Below are 17,708 nucleotides of genomic sequence, written 5' to 3'. Positions count from 1 at the left end.
CGACCCGCCGGTCGGGCCCGCCTTGTCTCGGGAGCCTGGGAAATCGGTCATAATGGTCAGGTGACTGCTGCAACCTCCGCTCAGGCCGTGCACACGGTCCATCGCCCCAATACGACTGCCATCGGCGTCATCGTTTGGCTCGGTAGCGAAGTGATGTTCTTCGCTGGGCTCTTCGCGATCTTCTTCACACTGCGCTCAATGGCGCCGGAGCAGTTCGCCGAAGGCCACAGCGTGCTGAACGTCCCCTTCGCGACCATCAACACGCTCATCCTCGTGAGCTCGTCGTTCACGTGCCAGTTCGGCACGTTCGCGGCGGAGCGCGAGCAGGCGCGTGCGACCGGCAAGAGCCCCAAGCACTGGGGCGCCATCGAATGGTTCTACCTCACGGTCCTTCTCGGCGGCATCTTCGTCGCGGGCCAGGTCTGGGAGTACGCCACGCTCGTGAGCGAGGGCTACGTCCTCAACCTCAACGCGTACACGAGCGCCTTCTACATGACGACCGGCTTCCACGGCCTGCACGTGACCGGCGGACTCGTCACGTTCCTCCTCGTCATCGGCCGCATGTACTCGGCCAGGCGCATGGGCACCCGCGAGGTCAGCAGCGCACTGGGCATCTCCTACTACTGGCACTTCGTCGACGTGGTCTGGGTTGCACTCTTCTTCGTCATCTACCTGCTGCCCTACTTCTCGTAGCCCGATCCTGGAGAACACCCAAATGTTCCGAACCACCAAGCCACGGACTGCGAAGACGGCGACCCGCAAGACGGCACGCCGCCGCACCCCTCTCGCCACCGCCGCACTCCTCGGAGCCGGCCTCCTCCTCACCGGAGGCGCGTACACCGCGATCGACTCCGCGACGACGGCGGCCGCAGCACAAGGTGCCGCCCCCGCCGCGGCGAGCGACATCGAGAACGGTGCTGCGCTCTTCGGCGCGAACTGCGCGACCTGCCATGGCATGAACGCCGCCGGTACGGAGAACGGTCCGAGCCTCATCGGCGTCGGAGCAGCCGCCGTCGACTTCCAGGTCGGAACCGGCCGCATGCCGATGCAGGCGAACGCCGCCCAGGCGCCCGCGAAGCCCGTCCAGTTCGACGAGCAGGGCATCAGCGACCTCGCGGACTACGTGGCATCGCTGGCTCCCGGCCCCGCTGTCCCGGACGAGCAGTACCTGCAGGCCGACGGCGACGCGGCACGCGGCGCCGAGCTCTTCCGCATCAACTGCGCGATGTGCCACAACGTGGCCGGCGCTGGCGGCGCCCTGACCGAGGGCAAGTTCGCTCCCGAGCTCATGACCGTCGAGCCGGTGCACCTCTACGAGGCCATGATCACCGGCCCGCAGAACATGCCCGTCTTCAACGACGCGAACCTCACCCCCCAGGACAAGGCCGACATCATCACGGCCATCCGCTGGCAGACCGAGGTCACGGGCACGATCGGCGGCAACAGCCTCGGATCGCTCGGACCCGTCTCCGAAGGCCTCTTCATCTGGATCTTCGGGATCGGTGCCGGCGTCGCCATGGCGGTCTGGATCGCCACTCGACCGAACTAGTGCTGGCTGAGACCTGGCACAGGCACCCAAGACATACTGCAGCTGAACAGACACACCCAGAAAGGGATCACCATGGCTGATGGCGAACACGGCGGAGAGCTTCGCACTGCTCCTTCGTCGGAGCGGGCGCCTCACATCGGGACCGCGATCCTTCCCAAGGACGGCTTCGAGAACCCTGGCATGCCGGCGCACCGCGACCGGATCACCGACGTAGACCCCGCACAGGCGAAGCGCACCGAGCGCATCCTCGTCGCGCTCTTCGTCTTTTCGGCGCTCGCCAGCATCTTCGCTGTCGTCGCCTACTTCGTGTGGCCGATCAGCCGCGAGGACATCTCCACGGTGCGGGCGAACAACATGTTCCTCGGCATCGGCATCGCCCTCGCCATGCTCGCCATCGGAATCGGCACGGTCGCCTGGTCGAAGTACCTCATGGCCGACCACGAGATGGCCGAAGCACGCCACCCCGGCAAGGGTTCGCCCGCTACACGCTCGCGCGCCGTCGAGATCTTCGCGCAGGCCAACGAGGAATCCGGCTTCAGCCGCCGCAAGCTGTTCCGCAACTCGCTCATCGGTGCGCTCGTCGCGATGCCGCTTCCCGGCATCGTCCTCTTCCGCGACCTCTACAACGGAAACAACCCGGACCCGGTCGAATCCCTCTCGCACACCATGTGGGAAGAAGGGACGCGCCTTGTCCGCGACCCTACGGGCACGCCGATCCGCGCAGCTGACGTCACGTACGGCTCCGCGTTCCACGTGATCCCGGACGGCCTCATCGACCTCGAGCACCACCTGCTCGAGGAGAAGGCCAAGGCCGTCGTCCTGCTGATGCGTCTCCCCGCAGACCAGCTCAACGAGCGCGAAGACCGAGCGGGGTGGTCGTACGACGGCATCGTCGCCTACTCCAAGGTCTGCACGCACGTCGGCTGCCCTGTCGCTCTGTACGAGCAGCAGACGCACCACCTGCTCTGCCCCTGCCACCAGTCGCAGTTCGACGTCAAGAACCACTGCGAGGTCATCTTCGGACCCGCTGGTCGTCCGCTCCCGCAGCTGCCGATCGCCGTCGACGACGAGGGCTACCTGATCGCGCAGAGCGACTTCACCGAACCTGTCGGACCGAGCTTCTGGGAGCGACGCCATGACTACAACGTATAAAGCTCCGGTCCGCGAAGGCGGCTTCATCGCTGGCGCCGCCAACTACCTCGACGAGCGCACCACGATCTCGGGCGCGGTCAAGGAGTTCGGCCGCAAGATCTTCCCGGACCACTGGTCTTTCATGCTCGGTGAGATCGCGCTCTACAGCTTCGTCGTCATCCTGCTTTCCGGCACGTTCCTGACGTTCTTCTTCGACCCGTCGATGGCGCACGTCGAATACGAAGGCTCCTACCTGCCCCTCAAGGGCATGGGCATGTCGGCCGCGATGGCATCCACGCTCGACATCTCGTTCGACATCCGCGGCGGCCTCCTCATGCGCCAGGTGCACCACTGGGCGGCCCTGCTGTTCGTGGCCTCCATCGGCCTGCACATGCTGCGCGTCTTCTTCACGGGCGCGTTCCGCAAGCCGCGCGAGCTCAACTGGGTCGTCGGCTTCGTGCTCTTCATCCTCGCGATGGCTGAGGGCTTCACGGGCTATTCGCTCCCCGACGATCTGCTCTCCGGCAACGGCCTGCGCATCATCGACGGCATCATGAAGGGCATCCCGCTCGTCGGAACGTGGGTCTCGTTCCTGTTCTTCGGCGGCGAGTTCCCCGGCACCGAGATCGTCGGCCGCCTGTACTCCTTGCACATCATGATCCTGCCCGCGATGGTCATCCTGTTCATCGCGCTGCACCTTGCCCTCATGGTGATCAACAAGCACACCCAGTGGCCTGGACCCGGCCGTACGAACGGCAATGTCGTCGGAAACCCGGTCCTGCCGGTCTTCGCCGGCAAGGCCGGAGGATTCTTCTTCCTCATCTTCGGCCTCATCTTCCTGATCGCGTCGTTCTTCTCGATCAACCCGGTCTGGAACTACGGCCCGTACGACCCGTCCCCCGTGTCCGCTGGAACCCAGCCTGACTGGTACATCGGCTTCGCCGACGGAATGCTCCGCCTCATCCCACCGGGCTGGGAGGTGTACTGGTTCAACCACACGTGGTCGTTCGCGATCCTGACACCGCTGATCGTCATCGGCATCTTCATCGTGCTGGTCGTCGTGTACCCCTTCATCGAGGCCTGGATCACGGGCGACAAGCGCGAGCACCACCTGCTTGACCGTCCGCGCAACGCTCCGACCCGTACCGCCATCGGTGCTGCCGGTGTCACGTTCTACGCGGTCATGTGGGCAGCGGCAAGCTCGGACCTCATGGCGACGCACTTCCATCTCGCGATGGAACATGTCATCCACTTCCTCCAGGTGATGCTCATCCTCGGCCCGATCATCGCGTACATCGCCACGAAGCGAATCTGCATCGGCCTGCAGAAGCGTGACCGTTCGCTCGCGCTCCACGGCGTGGAGTCGGGTCGTGTCCTTCGCCTCCCGCACGGTGAGTTCGTCGAGGTTGAGGTTCCTCTGGACAAGTACGACCGCTGGGAGCTGGTCTCCTACAACGAGCAGGCTCCGATCATGCTCCGTCCGAATTCGGATGGCAAGATCACGGCGCCTATGCGCGTGCGTGCCGCCCTGTCCCGATGGTTCTTCGAGGACCGTGTCGAGCCGGTCGCCAAGGGCGAGCTCGAGCAGGCACACCACGGCCACCACTAGGTCGTAGCCAACTCCTGTGGCAGCCTCCTGGGCTGCAAATGGGGCTGTCAGATCCGCACACATGCGGTCTGGCAGCCCCATTCTCGTCTGAGCTCGAAGCTCGAGCCAGGATGGAGCAGCTTGCCTCGTGGATGGAGGCGAGCGATACTTGCTTGGCCGTCGGCGTCACTGTCGGCTTCAGCGTCCGCCCCGACGTGGCCGAGGTCGAGGTCAGCACGGAGCCGGCCTGCTGCGGGCGCCCCGGGGCGCAGGGCGCAGAAGCAGCATGGCCAAATGTTGTCGACCGAGCAGTCCCAGAGCCCCGCCGCCTTTGGGGGTAGGAAACGACCGTGGACGCAGGCTCGGCGTTCCAGGGGCCACCTGTGGTCGCCTCTCCGCACGAAGGAGAGCTGCAACTGCTCCCCGATTCGAGCCGGTGCGTGTCATCGATGCGCGCACACCAGTTGCGGACTGGATCTCTAGCACCCGGGCTCCCCCATCACTCGTGTTGACCGGCCGTAGGAGGCACCGCAGCCGCAGTCTCTGCATCATCACGGGCGGGACGCTGTTCGTCCTCGCCCCGTGGCCCAGCGCTCGGCCCCTCGAGGGCGGGGATTCGACGTTCTTCGTGCAACGTCGACGGGGTTCAGGACTCCGCATCATCAGCAGCGAGGGTTCGCGCGCACCCGCTCGTCTGCACCGCTCCACCAGGCCGAGACGCGCTCATGGTCCCATTGCGCGAAGTCTGCGCCCCCTCGGACGATGAGTTCCCGTCTCCTCTTCCTCGTGCCTCAGGTCGCGGACAACCCAGCCGCACGTGCCTGTCCCGCCGATGACCGGATATGGGCCGGGCAGACGCCGTGCACGCGCACGTGGGGTCCAAGTCGAGGCCCATCCATATATGCCCCCCGGGCCCTCATCAGCGCCACGCATGCACTGGATGGCGCTCCCCTACCGCGTGGGCCCGGCGTGCGGGGAACACAGGCAAAAAGGCCCGCCCCTCGTGAGAGGGACGGGCCAGAAGCCTTAGGACAGCGCCTAGTGGGCGTAGCGTCCGCGGTAGTACTCGAACACCCAGCCGACGATCGCGATGATGAACAGCGGGGCCGCGAAGTACGCGAACCACCATCCACCGATCGACAGGCCCAGGAAGATCAGGCCGACGGCGAGGGCCAGCACGAACGGCCACCAGCTCTGCGGCGGGAAGAACCCGAGCTCGGGGTCGGCGTCAGCGATCTCCCCGTCGAGACGATCCTCCGGGAGGACGTGCACGCGGAAAGGCTTGGCGGAGCTGCCCAGGTAGAACGCGACGAACGCCACGAACAGACCAGACAGTGCCAGTGCGACGATGCCGACCCACTCGTAGTGGCCGAGAGCCGCACGAGTCCACAGGACGTAGATGACGGTCACAACCGCGTAGAAGACGGCGAGGACCCAGAGGAGGCGGGCTGAGGTCTTCACTCTCGTTCTCCGATCTTGTCGTTGACGGGCGTCAGGTCACGGTATCCGTGTGGTGCGACCTCGGGGTGGTTGAGGTCGAACGCGGGGCGCTCCGAACGGATGCGCGGGATGGACGTGAAGTTGTGTCGCGGCGGCGGGCAGCTGGTTGCCCACTCGAGCGAGGAGCCGTAGCCCCACGGGTCGTCGACCGTGACCTTCGGCGCATTGCGCGCGGTGAGGAAGATGTTCAAGAAGAACGGCAGGAGCGAGATGGCGAGCACGAACGCGCCGATCGTCGACAGCTGGTTCATCCACGTGAAGTTGTCCTCGGGCTGGTAGGTGGCGTACCTACGCGGCATGCCCATCACACCGAGCCAGTGCTGGATGAGGAACGTCATGTGGAAGCCGATGAACAGCAACCAGAACTGGATCTTGCCGAGGCGCTCGTTGAGCATCTTGCCGGTCCACTTCGGCCACCAGAAGAAGGCGCCGGCGAACATCGCGAACACGATGGTGCCGAAGACCACGTAGTGGAAGTGCGCCACCACGAAGTAGGTGTCCGACACGTGGAAGTCGAGCATCGGCGAGGCCAGGATGACTCCGGTCAGGCCACCGAAGACGAACGTGACGAGGAAGCCGAGCGAGAAGAGCATGGGCGTCTCGAACGTCACCGAGCCCCGCCAGAGAGTTCCGATCCAGTTGAAGATCTTCACTCCGGTGGGCACGGCGATCAGCATCGTCATGAGCGCGAAGAACGGCAGGAGCACGGTGCCGGTCACGTACATGTGGTGCGCCCACACGGACGCCGACAGGGCGGCGATCGCGATCGTCGCGTAGACGAGGGTCTTGTAGCCGAAGATCGGCTTCCTGCTGAAGGCCGGGAAGATCTCGGAGACGATGCCGAAGAACGGCAGAGCGAGCACGTAGACCTCTGGATGGCCGAAGAACCAGAACAGGTGCTGATAGAGGATCGCACCGCCGGCCTCGACGTCGTAGATGTGCGTGAGGAACACGCGATCCATGAGGAGACCGAACCAGGCGGCAGCGAGGACCGGGAAGGCGAAGAGGACGAGGATCGACGTGATCATCGCGTTCCAGGTGAAGATCGGCATGCGCCACATCGTCATGCCGGGCGCGCGCATGGTGATGATCGTCGTGATGAAGTTCACGGCACCGAAGATCGTCGCGAAGCCTGTCGCCGCGAGACCGGCCACCCAGAGGTTGCCGCCTACGCCTGGGGAATAGGTGGTCGTCGACAAGGGGACGTAAGCCGTCCAGCCGAAGGATGCCGCACCTCCCGGCGTGAGGAAGCCGCCGACCGCGATGAGCGCGCCGAAGGTGAAGAGCCAGAAGGCGAAGGCGTTGAGTCGCGGGAAGGCGACGTCGGCCGTGCCGATCTGCAGAGGCACGAGGACGTTCGCGAAGCCGGAGAACAGCGGCGTTCCGAACATGAGCAGCATGATCGTGCCGTGCATGGTGAAGAGCTGGTTGTACTGCTCTTTCGTGTCGATGATCTCCATACCCGGCTCGAAGAGCTGGGTACGGATGACCAGCGCCATCACACCACCGATGCAGAACCAGACGAAGCTGGAGATCAGGTACATGTACCCGATGGTCTTGTGGTCCGTCGAGGTGATCCAGGAAACGAGGACATTGCCCTTGCGCTCGACTGAGCTGCTAGGAGCGGTGGTCGCCTCAGAGACCGGGGTGATGCCTGGACGGTTCAGCGTTGACGTCATATTCGTCGCCCCTATTCCGACTCGTGGTTGAACTCGGGAACATCAGTGCCCGGAAGGTTCTGGTTGCGGTTGTAGTCGTCTCCGTGGGAGCCGACGTTGCCCGCCGCGCGAAGCTCGGCGATGTAGGCGTTGTACTCGGCCTGCGAGACGACCTCGACCTGGAAGAGCATCATCGAGTGGTACTCGCCGCAGAGCTCGGCGCACTTGCCCATGTACGTGCCTTCACGCTCTGGGACGAACGACATGGTGTTGGTGTGGCCGGGGATGTTGTCGATCTTGTAGTGGAAGTCGACGATCCAGAAGGAGTGGATGACGTCGCGCGACTTGATGTCGAGCGTGACGTTCGCACCGACCGGGAGGACGAGCTTTGGCAGCGCAGCCTCGTCGACCTCTCCGGTGGCGGCGCCGCGCTCGCCGCCCTCGGACGGCTCGCGGATCTCCTGCGCCTGGATTCCCTCGTAGTAGACACCGGAGTCGTACTCGGTGTTGCTCGTGGGCAGGTAGTTGAAGTCCCACGCCCACTGCTTGCCGTAGACCTCGATCTTCACGTCCTGCTCTTCTTCGGCGAAGTTGGAGACGACCGGGGCCTCCTCACGCACGGTGAAGGCGAAGAAGCCTGCGACCAGGATGACCGGGACCACGGTGAAGAGGATCTCGATGGGCATGTGGTAGCGCAGCTGCGCCGGCAGGCCCTTCTCGCCCTTGCGGCGGCGGAACAGAACTGACGCCCAGATGATGAGACCCCAGGTGATCCCTCCCACGACGAGGAGGATGATCCAGGAGTTCACCCAGAAGTTCGTGAAGGCGTCGGAATGGTTGGTGACACCAGGGTCACCGGGCATGTAGCCCCGTAGTTCTTGCGACGTGCAGCCAGCCAGGATCAGAATCAGGGCTGCTGCAATCGGAGCGGCGAACCACTTCACGCGGCGGGTGTCTCGCACGGCAAACCTTTCGAGGTGACGCATACAGGTTGCTGTCAGTCTAGTGCGAATCGGAAGGGTCGATGACCCGGGGCGCGCGGGGACGACAAAACGGCGCGGTCAGAGACCGCGCCGTTTCGGGTGTGTCGCGAGGGTGAGCCCCGCGTGTCGAGTCAGTGGAAGGAGTCGCCACAAGCACAGGAACCCTGCGCACTCGGGTTGTCGATCGTGAAGCCCTGCTTCTGGATCGTGTCTTCGAAGTCGATCTTCGCGTTGTCAAGGTAGGGAACGCTCATCGGATCGACGATGACCTCCACGCCATCGAAGTCGACCGTCGCGTCGCCGTCGAGGATGCGCTCGTCGAAGAACAGCTGGTAGATGAGGCCGGAGCATCCTCCTGGCTGGACGGCGATGCGCAGTCGCAGGCCACCCTCGCTCTCCTGGCCGATCAGGTTCTTGATCTTGTCAAGGGCCGCCTGGGTCAGGGTCACGGAGTGCGTGGCCTCGCTCACGGTGATGCCTTCAAGAACTGCGCTCATGGATTCTCCTCGTGCTGCTGGGCGGGACGTCCTGCTCCCGCGCTCTTCACCTCAGTAACGGCGTATGGCTCCAGGGTATTCCTCCTCAGCCGGAATCGCATCAGCTGATGTCGGCATCCGGCCGCGCGAAGCGGAGGAGGAAGAGGCCTTCGGCCGAGATCGCGCGACGCAGCACGCCGAGGTCCTGCGACTCGTTGGGGCTGTGCGCCATCGTGGCCGGGTCCTCCACTCCGGTCACGAGGATCTCGGCGTCGGGGTACACCTCTGCGAGGGCGGCGATGAATGGGATCGACCCGCCGATGCCCGTCTCGGCAGGCTCCGCGCCCCACCCGTCGCGCATCGCGGACTTCATGAGGCCGACCGCGGGTCCCGCGGTATCGACGAGGAACGGCTGCCCGACGTCTGGCTGGGTGATCTCGATGTGCGCTCCGAATGGGGCGTGCTCGGTGAGGTGACGCTCGATGGCAGCGTAGGCCTCCGCTGCGTCGTCACCTGGGGCGATGCGGGCCGAGAGGCGGACCGACACGACGGGAAGGAGCGTGTTGGACGCTTCAGCGACGCTCGGCGCATCGATGCCGGTGATGGTGATCGCGGGCTGGTTCCAGAGCCGGTCGTGCATGCTCCCCCGCCCGATCGTCGAGACCCCCTCGAGGAGCTCTGCGTCGCGCCGGACGTCCGCCTCATCCCCGCCTGCTGGTCCCGCGCTGCGCGTGCCGAGACCAGCGACGGCGACCGCGCCATCCGCATCCCAGAGCGTATCGAGCAGGCGCACGGTCGCGAGCATCGCGTCCGGCACTGCACCCCCGAGCATCCCAGAGTGGGACGCATGACCGAGCGTTCGAACGGTGACCTTCATCGTCACGTTGCCGCGCAGGGAGACGGTCAGCCCAGGAGTGGTGGTGGAGGGGTTGTCGCTGTCGGCGACGATGATCGCGTCGGCCCCGAGGGCAGCCCGATGCTTGGCGAGGAAGTCCGAGAAGCTGCGCGAGCCGTTCTCCTCCTCGCCCTCGATGAACACGGAGATGCCGATTCTGGGCCTCCCTGACGTGGCCGCGCTGAGCGCCTCGAGAGCCGCGATATGCGTCATGACTCCCGCCTTGTCGTCACTCGCGCCGCGACCGTAGAGCCGCCCCTCGCGCAGGGTCGGCTCGAACGGCGGGGTTCGCCAGTCGTCGGCGCTCCCCTGCGGCTGCACGTCGTGGTGCGCGTAGAGCAGGACGGTGGGCTGGCCCGGCTCGGCCCGTCGCGTCGCGATCACGGCAGGCTGACCCGCGTAGCCCTCGGACGTCTCGACGCCGTCGATCTCGACGGAGTCGAACAGCTCGAGCTCACGCAAGAGCTCCGCTGTGCGTTCGGCGCTGCGCTGGACGTGCACTCGGTCGAAGGCGTCCCAGGAGACGGACGGGATGCGGACGAGGCCGGAAAGCCGGGCGATCGTGGCGGGAAAACGGTCCTCGACCGCTTCGAGGAGTCGCTGTTCCTGATCGTGTGCATCGAGTGGGGCTTCGGGGAGAGTCATAGCGGTTAGGCTAAATCACACCAGAGTTCTTGAGAGGCATCATGTCGAAGCACGAGTCCAAGAGCGCCGAGACAGCATCGCTTCCCGCGAAGTCTCCGGCGAAGAAGCAGCAGCCGACCCCCACGAGGCGCGAGCGCGAAGCGCAGAACCTGCGTCCCCTCGTCCCAGAGGACCGCAAGCAGGCCAAGCGCGAGATGCAGGCGAAGGTCCGCATCGAGCAGGCGAAGGCACGTGAGGGGCTCGCCAAGGGCGACGACCGCTACCTCCGTCCGACCGAGCGCGGTCCGCAGAAGCGCTTCATGCGCAACTACATCGACGCGAGGTACTCGATCGGCGAGCTGCTGCTGCCGATGATGTTCCTCGTGATCTTCGCGACGTTCATCCCGAGCCAGTCGATCGGCATCTGGGCCATGAGCTTCATCTGGGCGTTCCTCGCCGTGTGCATCCTCGAGGCCGTCATGGTCGCCAACATGATCAAGCGCCGCATCGCCGCGGTCGTCGGCAAGGACAAGGTCGAGAAGGGCATCATGATCGGCACGATCGCCCGCTGCCTGCAGCTGCGAGTCATGCGCATGCCCAAGTCGCAGGTCAAGCGCGGCGCGAAGATCGAGTTCACCGGCAAGTAGTCGCGTCAGGGGCGCGACCGGCTGCCCGCAGAAAAACTCGAAGGCCCGAACGGTATTCCGCTCGGGCCTTCGCTGTTTCACAATCTAGACCCGCAGGGTTGCGCGAAGGTGTCAGGCGGCTGGGAATCCGACATGGTGCCCAAACTGAGACCTTCGCGCGGAAGCGTCGGTCAGCGTGCGCGGCGTGCGAGTCCGCGATTGATGCTGGCAGCCCACATGGGACCCGCGTAGAGGAACTCGGTGTAGCCCTGGACGAGGGTAGCGCCCGCATCGAGGCGTCGGCGAACCTCGGCCGCGTCCGCGACCCCTCCGACGGAGATGATGCACAGCCGGTCCCCGGACGCCTCCTTGACGATGCGCAGGACCTCGAGTGAGCGCTCGGTCAGGGGACGACCGGACAGGCCTCCAGCGCCGAACGCCTCCACGATGCGTGCCGACGTGCGCAACCCCGAGCGCGAGATCGTCGTGTTGGCCGCGATGATTCCGGCCAGACCCTCGTCTATGGCCAGCTGAGTGACCTCCCTGATCTCCTCGTCGTCCAGGTCTGGAGCGATCTTGACCAGCAAGGGGACGCCGGGTGCCGCATCCCGTGCCGCTCGAAGGATGGGCGTCAGCGATCCAAGGGACTGTAGCCTGCGCAGGCCGGGCGTGTTCGGCGAGGAGACGTTCACGACCAGATAGTCCGCGACATCCTTGACCGCGGCCGCGGCGGCCGCGTAGTCGAGATGAGCGTCGTCAGCCTCGGTCGTCTTGTTCTTGCCGATGTTGACGCCGACGATGACGGAGCGGTTGCGACGAGCCGCGATGTTGGCGGCTGCGAGTTCCGCTCCGCGATTGTTGAAGCCCATGCGGTTGATGAGCGCGCCGTCGGCGACGAGCCGGAAGAGCCGCGGGCCGGGGTTGCCCGGCTGCGGGCGGGGCGTCACGGTGCCGACCTCGACGTGGCCGAAGCCGAGCGTGGCGAGGCCGTCGATGTCCTCGGCGTCCTTATCGAAACCGGCCGCGAGACCGAACGGCGACGCGAAGCTGAGGCCCATCGTCTCGACCCTGAGCGATTCGGCAGGCGCGGCGAGCGGCGAGAGCAGCGCAGCTGGGCCGCGACGACCGAGCGCCCGGATGACCCCGGAGGCGAGCGCGTGCGCGCGTTCCGGGTCCATCTTGGACAGGACGTGCCTGAACAGCAGACGATAGGCGGCGTTCATCGGGTCTCTCCCTTGACTGTCGACTCGCCGTCGGCTGACTCGGTGGCGTACTGGGCCTTGATGCCGTCCTCGTGCATTCGATCGATGGCGGCACGGAAGTCGTCAAGGCCGGCGAAGCCTTGGTAGACGCTCGCAAAGCGGAGGTAGGCGACGTCATCCAGCTCACGCAGCGGCGGCAGGATGGCCAGGCCGATGTCGTTGGCTTCGATCTGCGAGGCCCCGGTCGCGCGGATGCTCTCTTCCACGCGCTGCGCGAGGAGCGCCAGGTCGGTATCGGTCACGGGCCGTCCCTGGCAGGCCTTGCGGACACCCGCCACGACCTTGTCGCGTGAGAACGACTCGACGACGCCGTTGCGCTTGATGACCGTGAGGCTCGCCGTCTCGGTCGTGGAGAATCGGCGCCCGCATTCCGGGCACTGCCTCCTTCGACGGATCGCGAAACCGTCGTCGCTCGTGCGCGAGTCGATGACCCGTGAATCAGGGTGACGACAGAACGGGCAGTGCATCAGCTGAACCTCGCCGTCACTGCCTCACCGTGCGCCGGGAGGTCCTCGGCGTCTGCGAGCGCCACGACATGCTCGCTCACGGCGCGCAGGGCCTCCCTGTCGTAGCGGATGATCTGTTGCGGGCGGAGGAACGTGTGCGCCCCGAGACCGGGCGTGTGCGCGGCCTGGCCGCCCGTCGGCAGCACGTGGTTGGAGCCAGCGAGGTAGTCCCCGAGGCTCACTGGCGAGTTGGCGCCCATGAAGATGGCTCCAGCGTTGTGGAGCATCGCGAGCATGGCCTCGGGCTCGCGAGTCTGCACCTCGAGGTGCTCGGGCGCGTAGGCATTCGACACCCTGGCTGCTGCGGTGAAGTCGTCGACGAGGATGACGGCGGACTGGCGGCCGCCGAGCGAGACGCGCACGCGCTCGGCGTGCTTGGTCGCCGCTGCTCGGGCCTCGACGCGCTCGAGCACACGCTTCGCCCAGTCCGCGTCGGGGGTGACGAGAAGCGCCGACGCGAGCTCGTCGTGCTCGGCCTGGCTCACCAGGTCCGCGGCGACGTGGTCCGCATCTGCGGAGTCGTCGGCGATCACGAGGATCTCCGTCGGGCCCGCCTCGGAGTCGATGCCGACGAACGACTGCACGATGCGCTTCGCTGCAGCGACGTACACATTGCCCGGGCCCGTGATGACCTCGACCGGTTCGAGGCCGATGTCAGGGACCCCGTGCGCCAACGCGCCGATGGCGCCTGCCCCGCCCATGGCGTAGACCTCGGTGACCCCGAGGAGGCCAGCTGCGCCGAGGATCGTGGGGTGGACACCCCCACCGAACTCCCGCTGCGGCGGCGACGCGATCGCGATCGAGGAGACGCCCGCCGCCATCGCGGCGCAGACGTTCATGACGACGCTCGACGGATAGACGGCCTTCCCGCCAGGGACGTAGAGCCCGACGCGCTTCACCGGGTGCCAGCGGAGCTCGACGACGGCACCGTCACCGAGAGTCGTGACCCTGGGGTCGGGAACCTGGGCAGCCGAGCCAGCGCGGACACGCTCGATCATGGCCTCCAGGCCAGCCCGCACCTGGGGGTCGAGACTCGCCGTGGCTTCGTCGATCGCCTCCTGCGGGACCCGCAGGTGCGGTGGCTCGACGCCGTCGAGGCGCACCGCCTGCTCACGGAGCGCGGAAGCTCCCTGCTCGCGGACCGACGAGATGAGCTCGGCGGCCGTGCCGAGCGCACGCCCGACGTCGAGCTCGGCGCGAGGGAGGATGTTCCGAAGCTCGGAGGCGCTGAGCGCAGAACCACGCAGATCGATGAGTTGCATCATGGTGTCTCCATCGTAGTCAGGCGGGAGTGGGGGCCGTCTCGTCCGCGACACGCGACCGGGACTACTCGAGGCAACTGGGCCCGAGCAGAGCCTTCAGCTCCCCGTAGAGGTCCTGGGTGATCCGCACACGGTGCGGCAGCTCGAAGCGGCGGATGACACCCGGCGTGCGAAGTCGGAGCCGCACCTCGCTCTCCCCCGAGTGGCGGCGCAGAACCTTGCCGAGCGCATCCACGACCGGCTCCGTTGCCCGAGTATCCGGGATGGTGAGCGTGAGCGTGCCCGCGTCCTCGGCCGCTGCGATCTTCGGCAGCGTGAGGCCCTGCGCGTGCAGGTTCATACCGTCGTCTCGCTTCGACACGCGACCCTTGACGGCCACGATGACATCGCCTTGGAGCTGTGTCTGGAACTCCTGGTACGTCTTGCCCATGAACATGACGGTCATGGTGCCGCCGAAGTCCTCGACCTCGATCATCCCGTAGGGATTGCCCGAGTTCCGGGCCACCCGATGCTGCACGCTCGTGATGAGGCCGGCGATCGTGACCTGCTGCCCGTCCTCCAGGTGCTCGGCCTGCGTCAGGTCGAGGATGCTGGTCGTCGCCAGCTTCGCGAGCTCTCGCTCGAGCCCCGCAAGCGGGTGGTCGGAGACGTAGAGCCCGAGCATGTCCCGTTCGAAGGCGAGCTTGTCGCGGCGATTGAACTCGGGTCGGACGGGAACGTCGTCCTCCTCGGCTTCGAACTCGTCGAGACCCGCGAAGAGGTCAACCTGCCCGTGCGCCTCGTTCCGCTTGCGCGACACCGCGACGTCGATGGCGTTCTCGTGCACCTCGACGAGGGCGCGGCGAGTGTTGCCAAGCGAATCGAAGGCGCCGGCCTTGATGAGCGACTCCACGGTGCGCTTGTTGGCGACCGTCGTCGGCACCTTCTTCAGGAAGTCATGGAACGAGACGAACGCGGTCTTCGACTCGCGCGCCTTCTGGATCTCCTCGACGACGTTCGCTCCCACGTTCCTCACGGCGCCGAGACCGAAGCGGATGTCCTCCCCCACCGCGGTGAAGTTGACGAACGACTCGTTGACGTCGGGGGCGAGCACCGTGATGCCCATGCGGCGGCACTCGTTGAGGTACATCGCCAGCTTGTCGCGCGAGTCGCCGACGCTCGTGAGCAGAGCGGCCATGTACTCAGCGGGGAAATGGGCCTTCAGATACGCGGTCCAGTAGGAGACGACGCCGTAGGCGGCGGAGTGGGCCTTGTTGAAGGCGTAGTCGGAGAACGGCAGCAGGATGTCCCAGAGCATCTTCACGGCTTCATCGGAGTAGCCGTTGGCGTGCATTCCGCCCTGGAAGCCGGCGAACTGCTTGTCCAGCTCCGACTTCTTCTTCTTGCCCATGGCGCGGCGGAGGATGTCGGCCTGGCCGAGCGAGAATCCGGCGACCTTCTGCGCGATGGCCATGACCTGCTCCTGATAGATGATCAGGCCGTAGCTGGTCGAGAGGATCTCCTGGAGCGGCTCCTCGAGTTGCGGGTGAATCGGGGTGATCTCCTGCTCGCCGTTCTTGCGCAGCGCGTAGTTGATGTGGGAGTTGGCACCCATCGGCCCGGGACGGTACAGCGCGATGACCGCGGAGATGTCCTCGAAGTTGTCGGGCTTGAGGAGGCGCAGCAGGGAGCGCATAGGTCCACCGTCGAGCTGGAAGACCCCGAGCGTGTCACCCCGCGTCAGCAGCTCGTAGGCGCCGACGTCGTCCAGTTCGAGGTCCTCGAGGACGAGATCGATGCCGCGGTTCGCCTTGATGTTGACCACCGCGTCACTCACGATGGTGAGGTTGCGCAGTCCGAGGAAGTCCATCTTGATGAGCCCGAGGGACTCGCTCGCCGGATAGTCGAACTGGGTGACGATCTGGCCGTCCTGCTCCCGCTTCATGATCGGGATGATGTCGATGAGCGGGTCGCTCGACATGATGACGCCGGCCGCGTGCACGCCCCACTGGCGCTTCAGGTTCTCGAGCCCGCTCGCGGTGTCGAACACCTTCTTCGCGTCCGGGTTGCTCTCGATGAAGGCGCGCATCTCGGCGGCCTCCGAGTAGCGCTTGTGCTCCTTGTCGAAGATCCCGCTGAGCGGGATGTCCTTGCCCATGACGGCGGGAGGCATGGCCTTCGTGAGCTGGTCGCCCATCGAGAACGGGTAGCCGAGCACGCGCGAGGCATCCTTGAGCGCCTGCTTGGCCTTGATCGTGCCGTAGGTGACGATCTGGGCGACGCGCTCCGAGCCGTACTTCTCGGTGACGTACCGGATGACCTCCGACCTGCGGCGATCGTCGAAGTCGACGTCGAAGTCGGGCATCGAGACTCGGTCCGGGTTGAGGAAGCGCTCGAAGATGAGGCCGTGCCGCAGCGGGTCGAGGTCGGTGATGCCCATGGCGTAGGCCACCATGGACCCTGCACCGGAACCGCGACCTGGCCCGACGCGGATGCCGTTGTCCTTCGCCCAGTTGATGAAGTCGGCGACGACCAGGAAGTACCCCGGGAAGCCCATCTGGTTGATGACGCCGATCTCGTAGTCCGCCTGCTTGCGGACGTCGCTCGGGACCCCGGCCGGGTACCGCTTGTCGAGACCCGCGTCGATCTCCTTGATGAACCAGGTGCTCTCCGTCTCGCCCTCCGGCACGGGGAAGCGAGGCATGTAGTTCGCGCTCTCGTCGAACTCGGCAGAGCACCGCTCGGCGATGAGCAGCGTGTTGTCGCACGCTTCCGGGTGGTCGCGGAAGATCCCGCGCATCTCGGCGGCGGACTTCAGGTAGTACCCCGTGCCGGAGAACTGGAAGCGGTTCGGGTCGTCCATCGTCGAACCGGACTGCACGCACAGCAGCGCCGAGTGGCTGTCGGCGTCGTGCGAGTGCGTGTAGTGGAGGTCGTTCGTCGCGACGAGGGGAAGGCCGAGGTCTTTGGCGAGCTTGAGCAGGTCGGGCATGACGCGCCGCTCGATGTCGATGCCGTGGTCCATGATCTCGCAGAAGTAGTTCTCTGCGCCGAAGATGTCGCGGAACTCAGCTGCCGCTGCTCTGGCCTCGTTGTACTGCCCGAGCCGAAGCCTGGTCTGCACCTCGCCTGAGGGGCATCCGGTCGTCGCGATGAGCCCCTTGGAATACGTGTTCAGCAGCTCGCGGTCCATACGCGGCTTGAAGTAGTACCCCTCCATGGAGGCCCGACTGGAGAGCCGGAAGAGGTTGTGCATGCCCTGCGTGGTCTCGCTGAGCATGGTGATGTGCGTGTACGCACCGGAGCCGGAGACATCATCGCCCCCGCCGTTGCCCCACTTCACGCGCGTGCGGTCACCGCGGTGCGTTCCCGGCGTGAGGTAGGCCTCTGTGCCGATGATCGGCTTGATGCCGTGCTCCTTGGCGGCCTTGGCGAACTCGTAGGCACCGAAGACGTTGCCGTGGTCGGTCATCGCGACCGCCGGCATGCCCTGCTCGACGGCGGCCTTCATGAGTTCGCCGATCCGGGCCGCCCCATCGAGCATCGAGTACTCGCTGTGGACGTGGAGGTGGGCGAACGAGTCTGCTGAAGGCAATGTCTCTCCGAGAAGATGGGTGGATCGGCGCACCCATCTTAGGTCGCCGGAGCGCCTCTGCGGACGAGCCTGTG

General features: G+C 65.9%; 14 protein-coding genes. 5 read left to right on the top strand and 9 right to left on the bottom strand.

The genetic code is table 11. The annotated features are described in order from the left end of the window. Nucleotides 1-60: 60 nt before the first annotated feature. The 4 genes from C5B97_RS09605 to C5B97_RS09590 all read left to right on the top strand — a co-directional run bounded on the left by C5B97_RS09605 (nucleotide 61) and on the right by C5B97_RS09590 (nucleotide 4,289). Nucleotides 61-693 carry a heme-copper oxidase subunit III gene (locus C5B97_RS09605; protein WP_211890514.1) on the top strand — a complete coding sequence of 211 codons (633 nt, stop codon included), beginning with the start codon at nucleotides 61-63 and terminating at the stop codon, nucleotides 691-693. 22 nt (nucleotides 694-715) lie between these two features. Beyond that, a complete protein-coding gene (locus C5B97_RS09600) occupies nucleotides 716-1,549 on the top strand; it encodes a c-type cytochrome (RefSeq protein WP_104252851.1) in 834 nt (277 codons plus the stop codon). A gap of 72 nt (nucleotides 1,550-1,621) precedes the next feature. Next, nucleotides 1,622-2,701, top strand: coding sequence for a ubiquinol-cytochrome c reductase iron-sulfur subunit (locus C5B97_RS09595; protein WP_104311862.1), 1,080 nt, complete (start codon nucleotides 1,622-1,624; stop codon nucleotides 2,699-2,701). Then, complete coding sequence (locus C5B97_RS09590) at nucleotides 2,685-4,289, top strand: cytochrome bc complex cytochrome b subunit (protein ID WP_104311861.1); 1,605 nt, start codon at nucleotides 2,685-2,687, stop codon at nucleotides 4,287-4,289. The genes C5B97_RS09595 and C5B97_RS09590 overlap by 17 nt, the downstream gene beginning before the upstream one ends. Before the next feature lie 1,017 nt (nucleotides 4,290-5,306). Here C5B97_RS09590 and C5B97_RS09580 read toward each other — a convergent pair. The 5 genes from C5B97_RS09580 to C5B97_RS09560 all read right to left on the bottom strand — a co-directional run bounded on the left by C5B97_RS09580 (nucleotide 5,307) and on the right by C5B97_RS09560 (nucleotide 10,425). Next, nucleotides 5,307-5,729 carry a cytochrome c oxidase subunit 4 gene (locus tag C5B97_RS09580; RefSeq protein ID WP_104252848.1) on the bottom strand — a complete coding sequence of 141 codons (423 nt, stop codon included), beginning with the start codon at nucleotides 5,727-5,729 and terminating at the stop codon, nucleotides 5,307-5,309. Next, on the bottom strand, nucleotides 5,726-7,447 hold the full coding sequence (ctaD, locus tag C5B97_RS09575; RefSeq protein WP_104311859.1) for a cytochrome c oxidase subunit I: 1,722 nt from the start codon (nucleotides 7,445-7,447) through the stop codon (nucleotides 5,726-5,728). Before ctaD ends, C5B97_RS09580 begins: the two co-directional genes overlap by 4 nt. Before the next feature lie 11 nt (nucleotides 7,448-7,458). Then, on the bottom strand, nucleotides 7,459-8,412 hold the full coding sequence (gene coxB / locus C5B97_RS09570) for a cytochrome c oxidase subunit II (RefSeq protein WP_104311858.1): 954 nt from the start codon (nucleotides 8,410-8,412) through the stop codon (nucleotides 7,459-7,461). Nucleotides 8,413-8,540: 128 nt separating this feature from the next. Beyond that, nucleotides 8,541-8,906, bottom strand: coding sequence for an iron-sulfur cluster assembly accessory protein (locus tag C5B97_RS09565; RefSeq protein WP_068476349.1), 366 nt, complete (start codon nucleotides 8,904-8,906; stop codon nucleotides 8,541-8,543). Between the two features lie 100 nt (nucleotides 8,907-9,006). Beyond that, nucleotides 9,007-10,425, bottom strand: coding sequence for a dipeptidase (locus C5B97_RS09560; protein WP_104311857.1), 1,419 nt, complete (start codon nucleotides 10,423-10,425; stop codon nucleotides 9,007-9,009). A 41-nt stretch (nucleotides 10,426-10,466) separates the two neighbouring features. Between C5B97_RS09560 and C5B97_RS09555 the strand changes: the two genes are divergently transcribed. Beyond that, nucleotides 10,467-11,051, top strand: a complete 585-nt coding sequence (locus tag C5B97_RS09555; RefSeq protein WP_104311856.1) for a DUF3043 domain-containing protein — start codon at nucleotides 10,467-10,469, stop codon at nucleotides 11,049-11,051. A gap of 170 nt (nucleotides 11,052-11,221) precedes the next feature. Here C5B97_RS09555 and C5B97_RS09550 read toward each other — a convergent pair whose 3' ends face one another. The 4 genes from C5B97_RS09550 to dnaE form a co-directional block, all read right to left on the bottom strand. Continuing rightward, on the bottom strand, nucleotides 11,222-12,253 hold the full coding sequence (locus C5B97_RS09550; protein WP_104311855.1) for a quinone-dependent dihydroorotate dehydrogenase: 1,032 nt from the start codon (nucleotides 12,251-12,253) through the stop codon (nucleotides 11,222-11,224). Continuing rightward, nucleotides 12,250-12,759: a transcriptional regulator NrdR gene (gene nrdR, locus C5B97_RS09545; protein ID WP_104311854.1), complete on the bottom strand. Its 510-nt coding sequence runs from the start codon at nucleotides 12,757-12,759 to the stop codon at nucleotides 12,250-12,252. Before nrdR ends, C5B97_RS09550 begins: the two co-directional genes overlap by 4 nt. Further along, nucleotides 12,759-14,063, bottom strand: a complete 1,305-nt coding sequence (gene hisD / locus C5B97_RS09540) for a histidinol dehydrogenase (protein WP_104311853.1) — start codon at nucleotides 14,061-14,063, stop codon at nucleotides 12,759-12,761. Before hisD ends, nrdR begins: the two co-directional genes overlap by 1 nt. A 61-nt stretch (nucleotides 14,064-14,124) precedes the next feature. Continuing rightward, nucleotides 14,125-17,634 carry a DNA polymerase III subunit alpha gene (gene dnaE, locus C5B97_RS09535; RefSeq protein WP_104311852.1) on the bottom strand — a complete coding sequence of 1,170 codons (3,510 nt, stop codon included), beginning with the start codon at nucleotides 17,632-17,634 and terminating at the stop codon, nucleotides 14,125-14,127. Between the last annotated feature and the right edge of the window lie 74 nt (nucleotides 17,635-17,708).

The organism is Pseudoclavibacter sp. RFBB5 (assembly GCF_002931555.1).
GTDB lineage: Bacteria > Actinomycetota > Actinomycetes > Actinomycetales > Microbacteriaceae > Pseudoclavibacter.
This window is presented reverse-complemented; position numbering and strand designations above follow the sequence as displayed.

Coding starts and splice junctions, on each gene's coding strand:
- C5B97_RS09600 (WP_104252851.1), top strand. CDS start 716: ATGTTCCGAACCACCAAGCCACGGACTGCGAAGACGGCGACCCGCAAG.
- C5B97_RS09595 (WP_104311862.1), top strand. CDS start 1,622: ATGGCTGATGGCGAACACGGCGGAGAGCTTCGCACTGCTCCTTCGTCG.
- C5B97_RS09590 (WP_104311861.1), top strand. CDS start 2,685: ATGACTACAACGTATAAAGCTCCGGTCCGCGAAGGCGGCTTCATCGCT.
- ctaD (WP_104311859.1), bottom strand. CDS start 7,447: ATGACGTCAACGCTGAACCGTCCAGGCATCACCCCGGTCTCTGAGGCG.
- coxB (WP_104311858.1), bottom strand. CDS start 8,412: ATGCGTCACCTCGAAAGGTTTGCCGTGCGAGACACCCGCCGCGTGAAG.
- C5B97_RS09565 (WP_068476349.1), bottom strand. CDS start 8,906: ATGAGCGCAGTTCTTGAAGGCATCACCGTGAGCGAGGCCACGCACTCC.
- C5B97_RS09560 (WP_104311857.1), bottom strand. CDS start 10,425: ATGACTCTCCCCGAAGCCCCACTCGATGCACACGATCAGGAACAGCGA.
- C5B97_RS09555 (WP_104311856.1), top strand. CDS start 10,467: ATGTCGAAGCACGAGTCCAAGAGCGCCGAGACAGCATCGCTTCCCGCG.
- C5B97_RS09550 (WP_104311855.1), bottom strand. CDS start 12,253: ATGAACGCCGCCTATCGTCTGCTGTTCAGGCACGTCCTGTCCAAGATG.
- nrdR (WP_104311854.1), bottom strand. CDS start 12,759: ATGCACTGCCCGTTCTGTCGTCACCCTGATTCACGGGTCATCGACTCG.
- hisD (WP_104311853.1), bottom strand. CDS start 14,063: ATGATGCAACTCATCGATCTGCGTGGTTCTGCGCTCAGCGCCTCCGAG.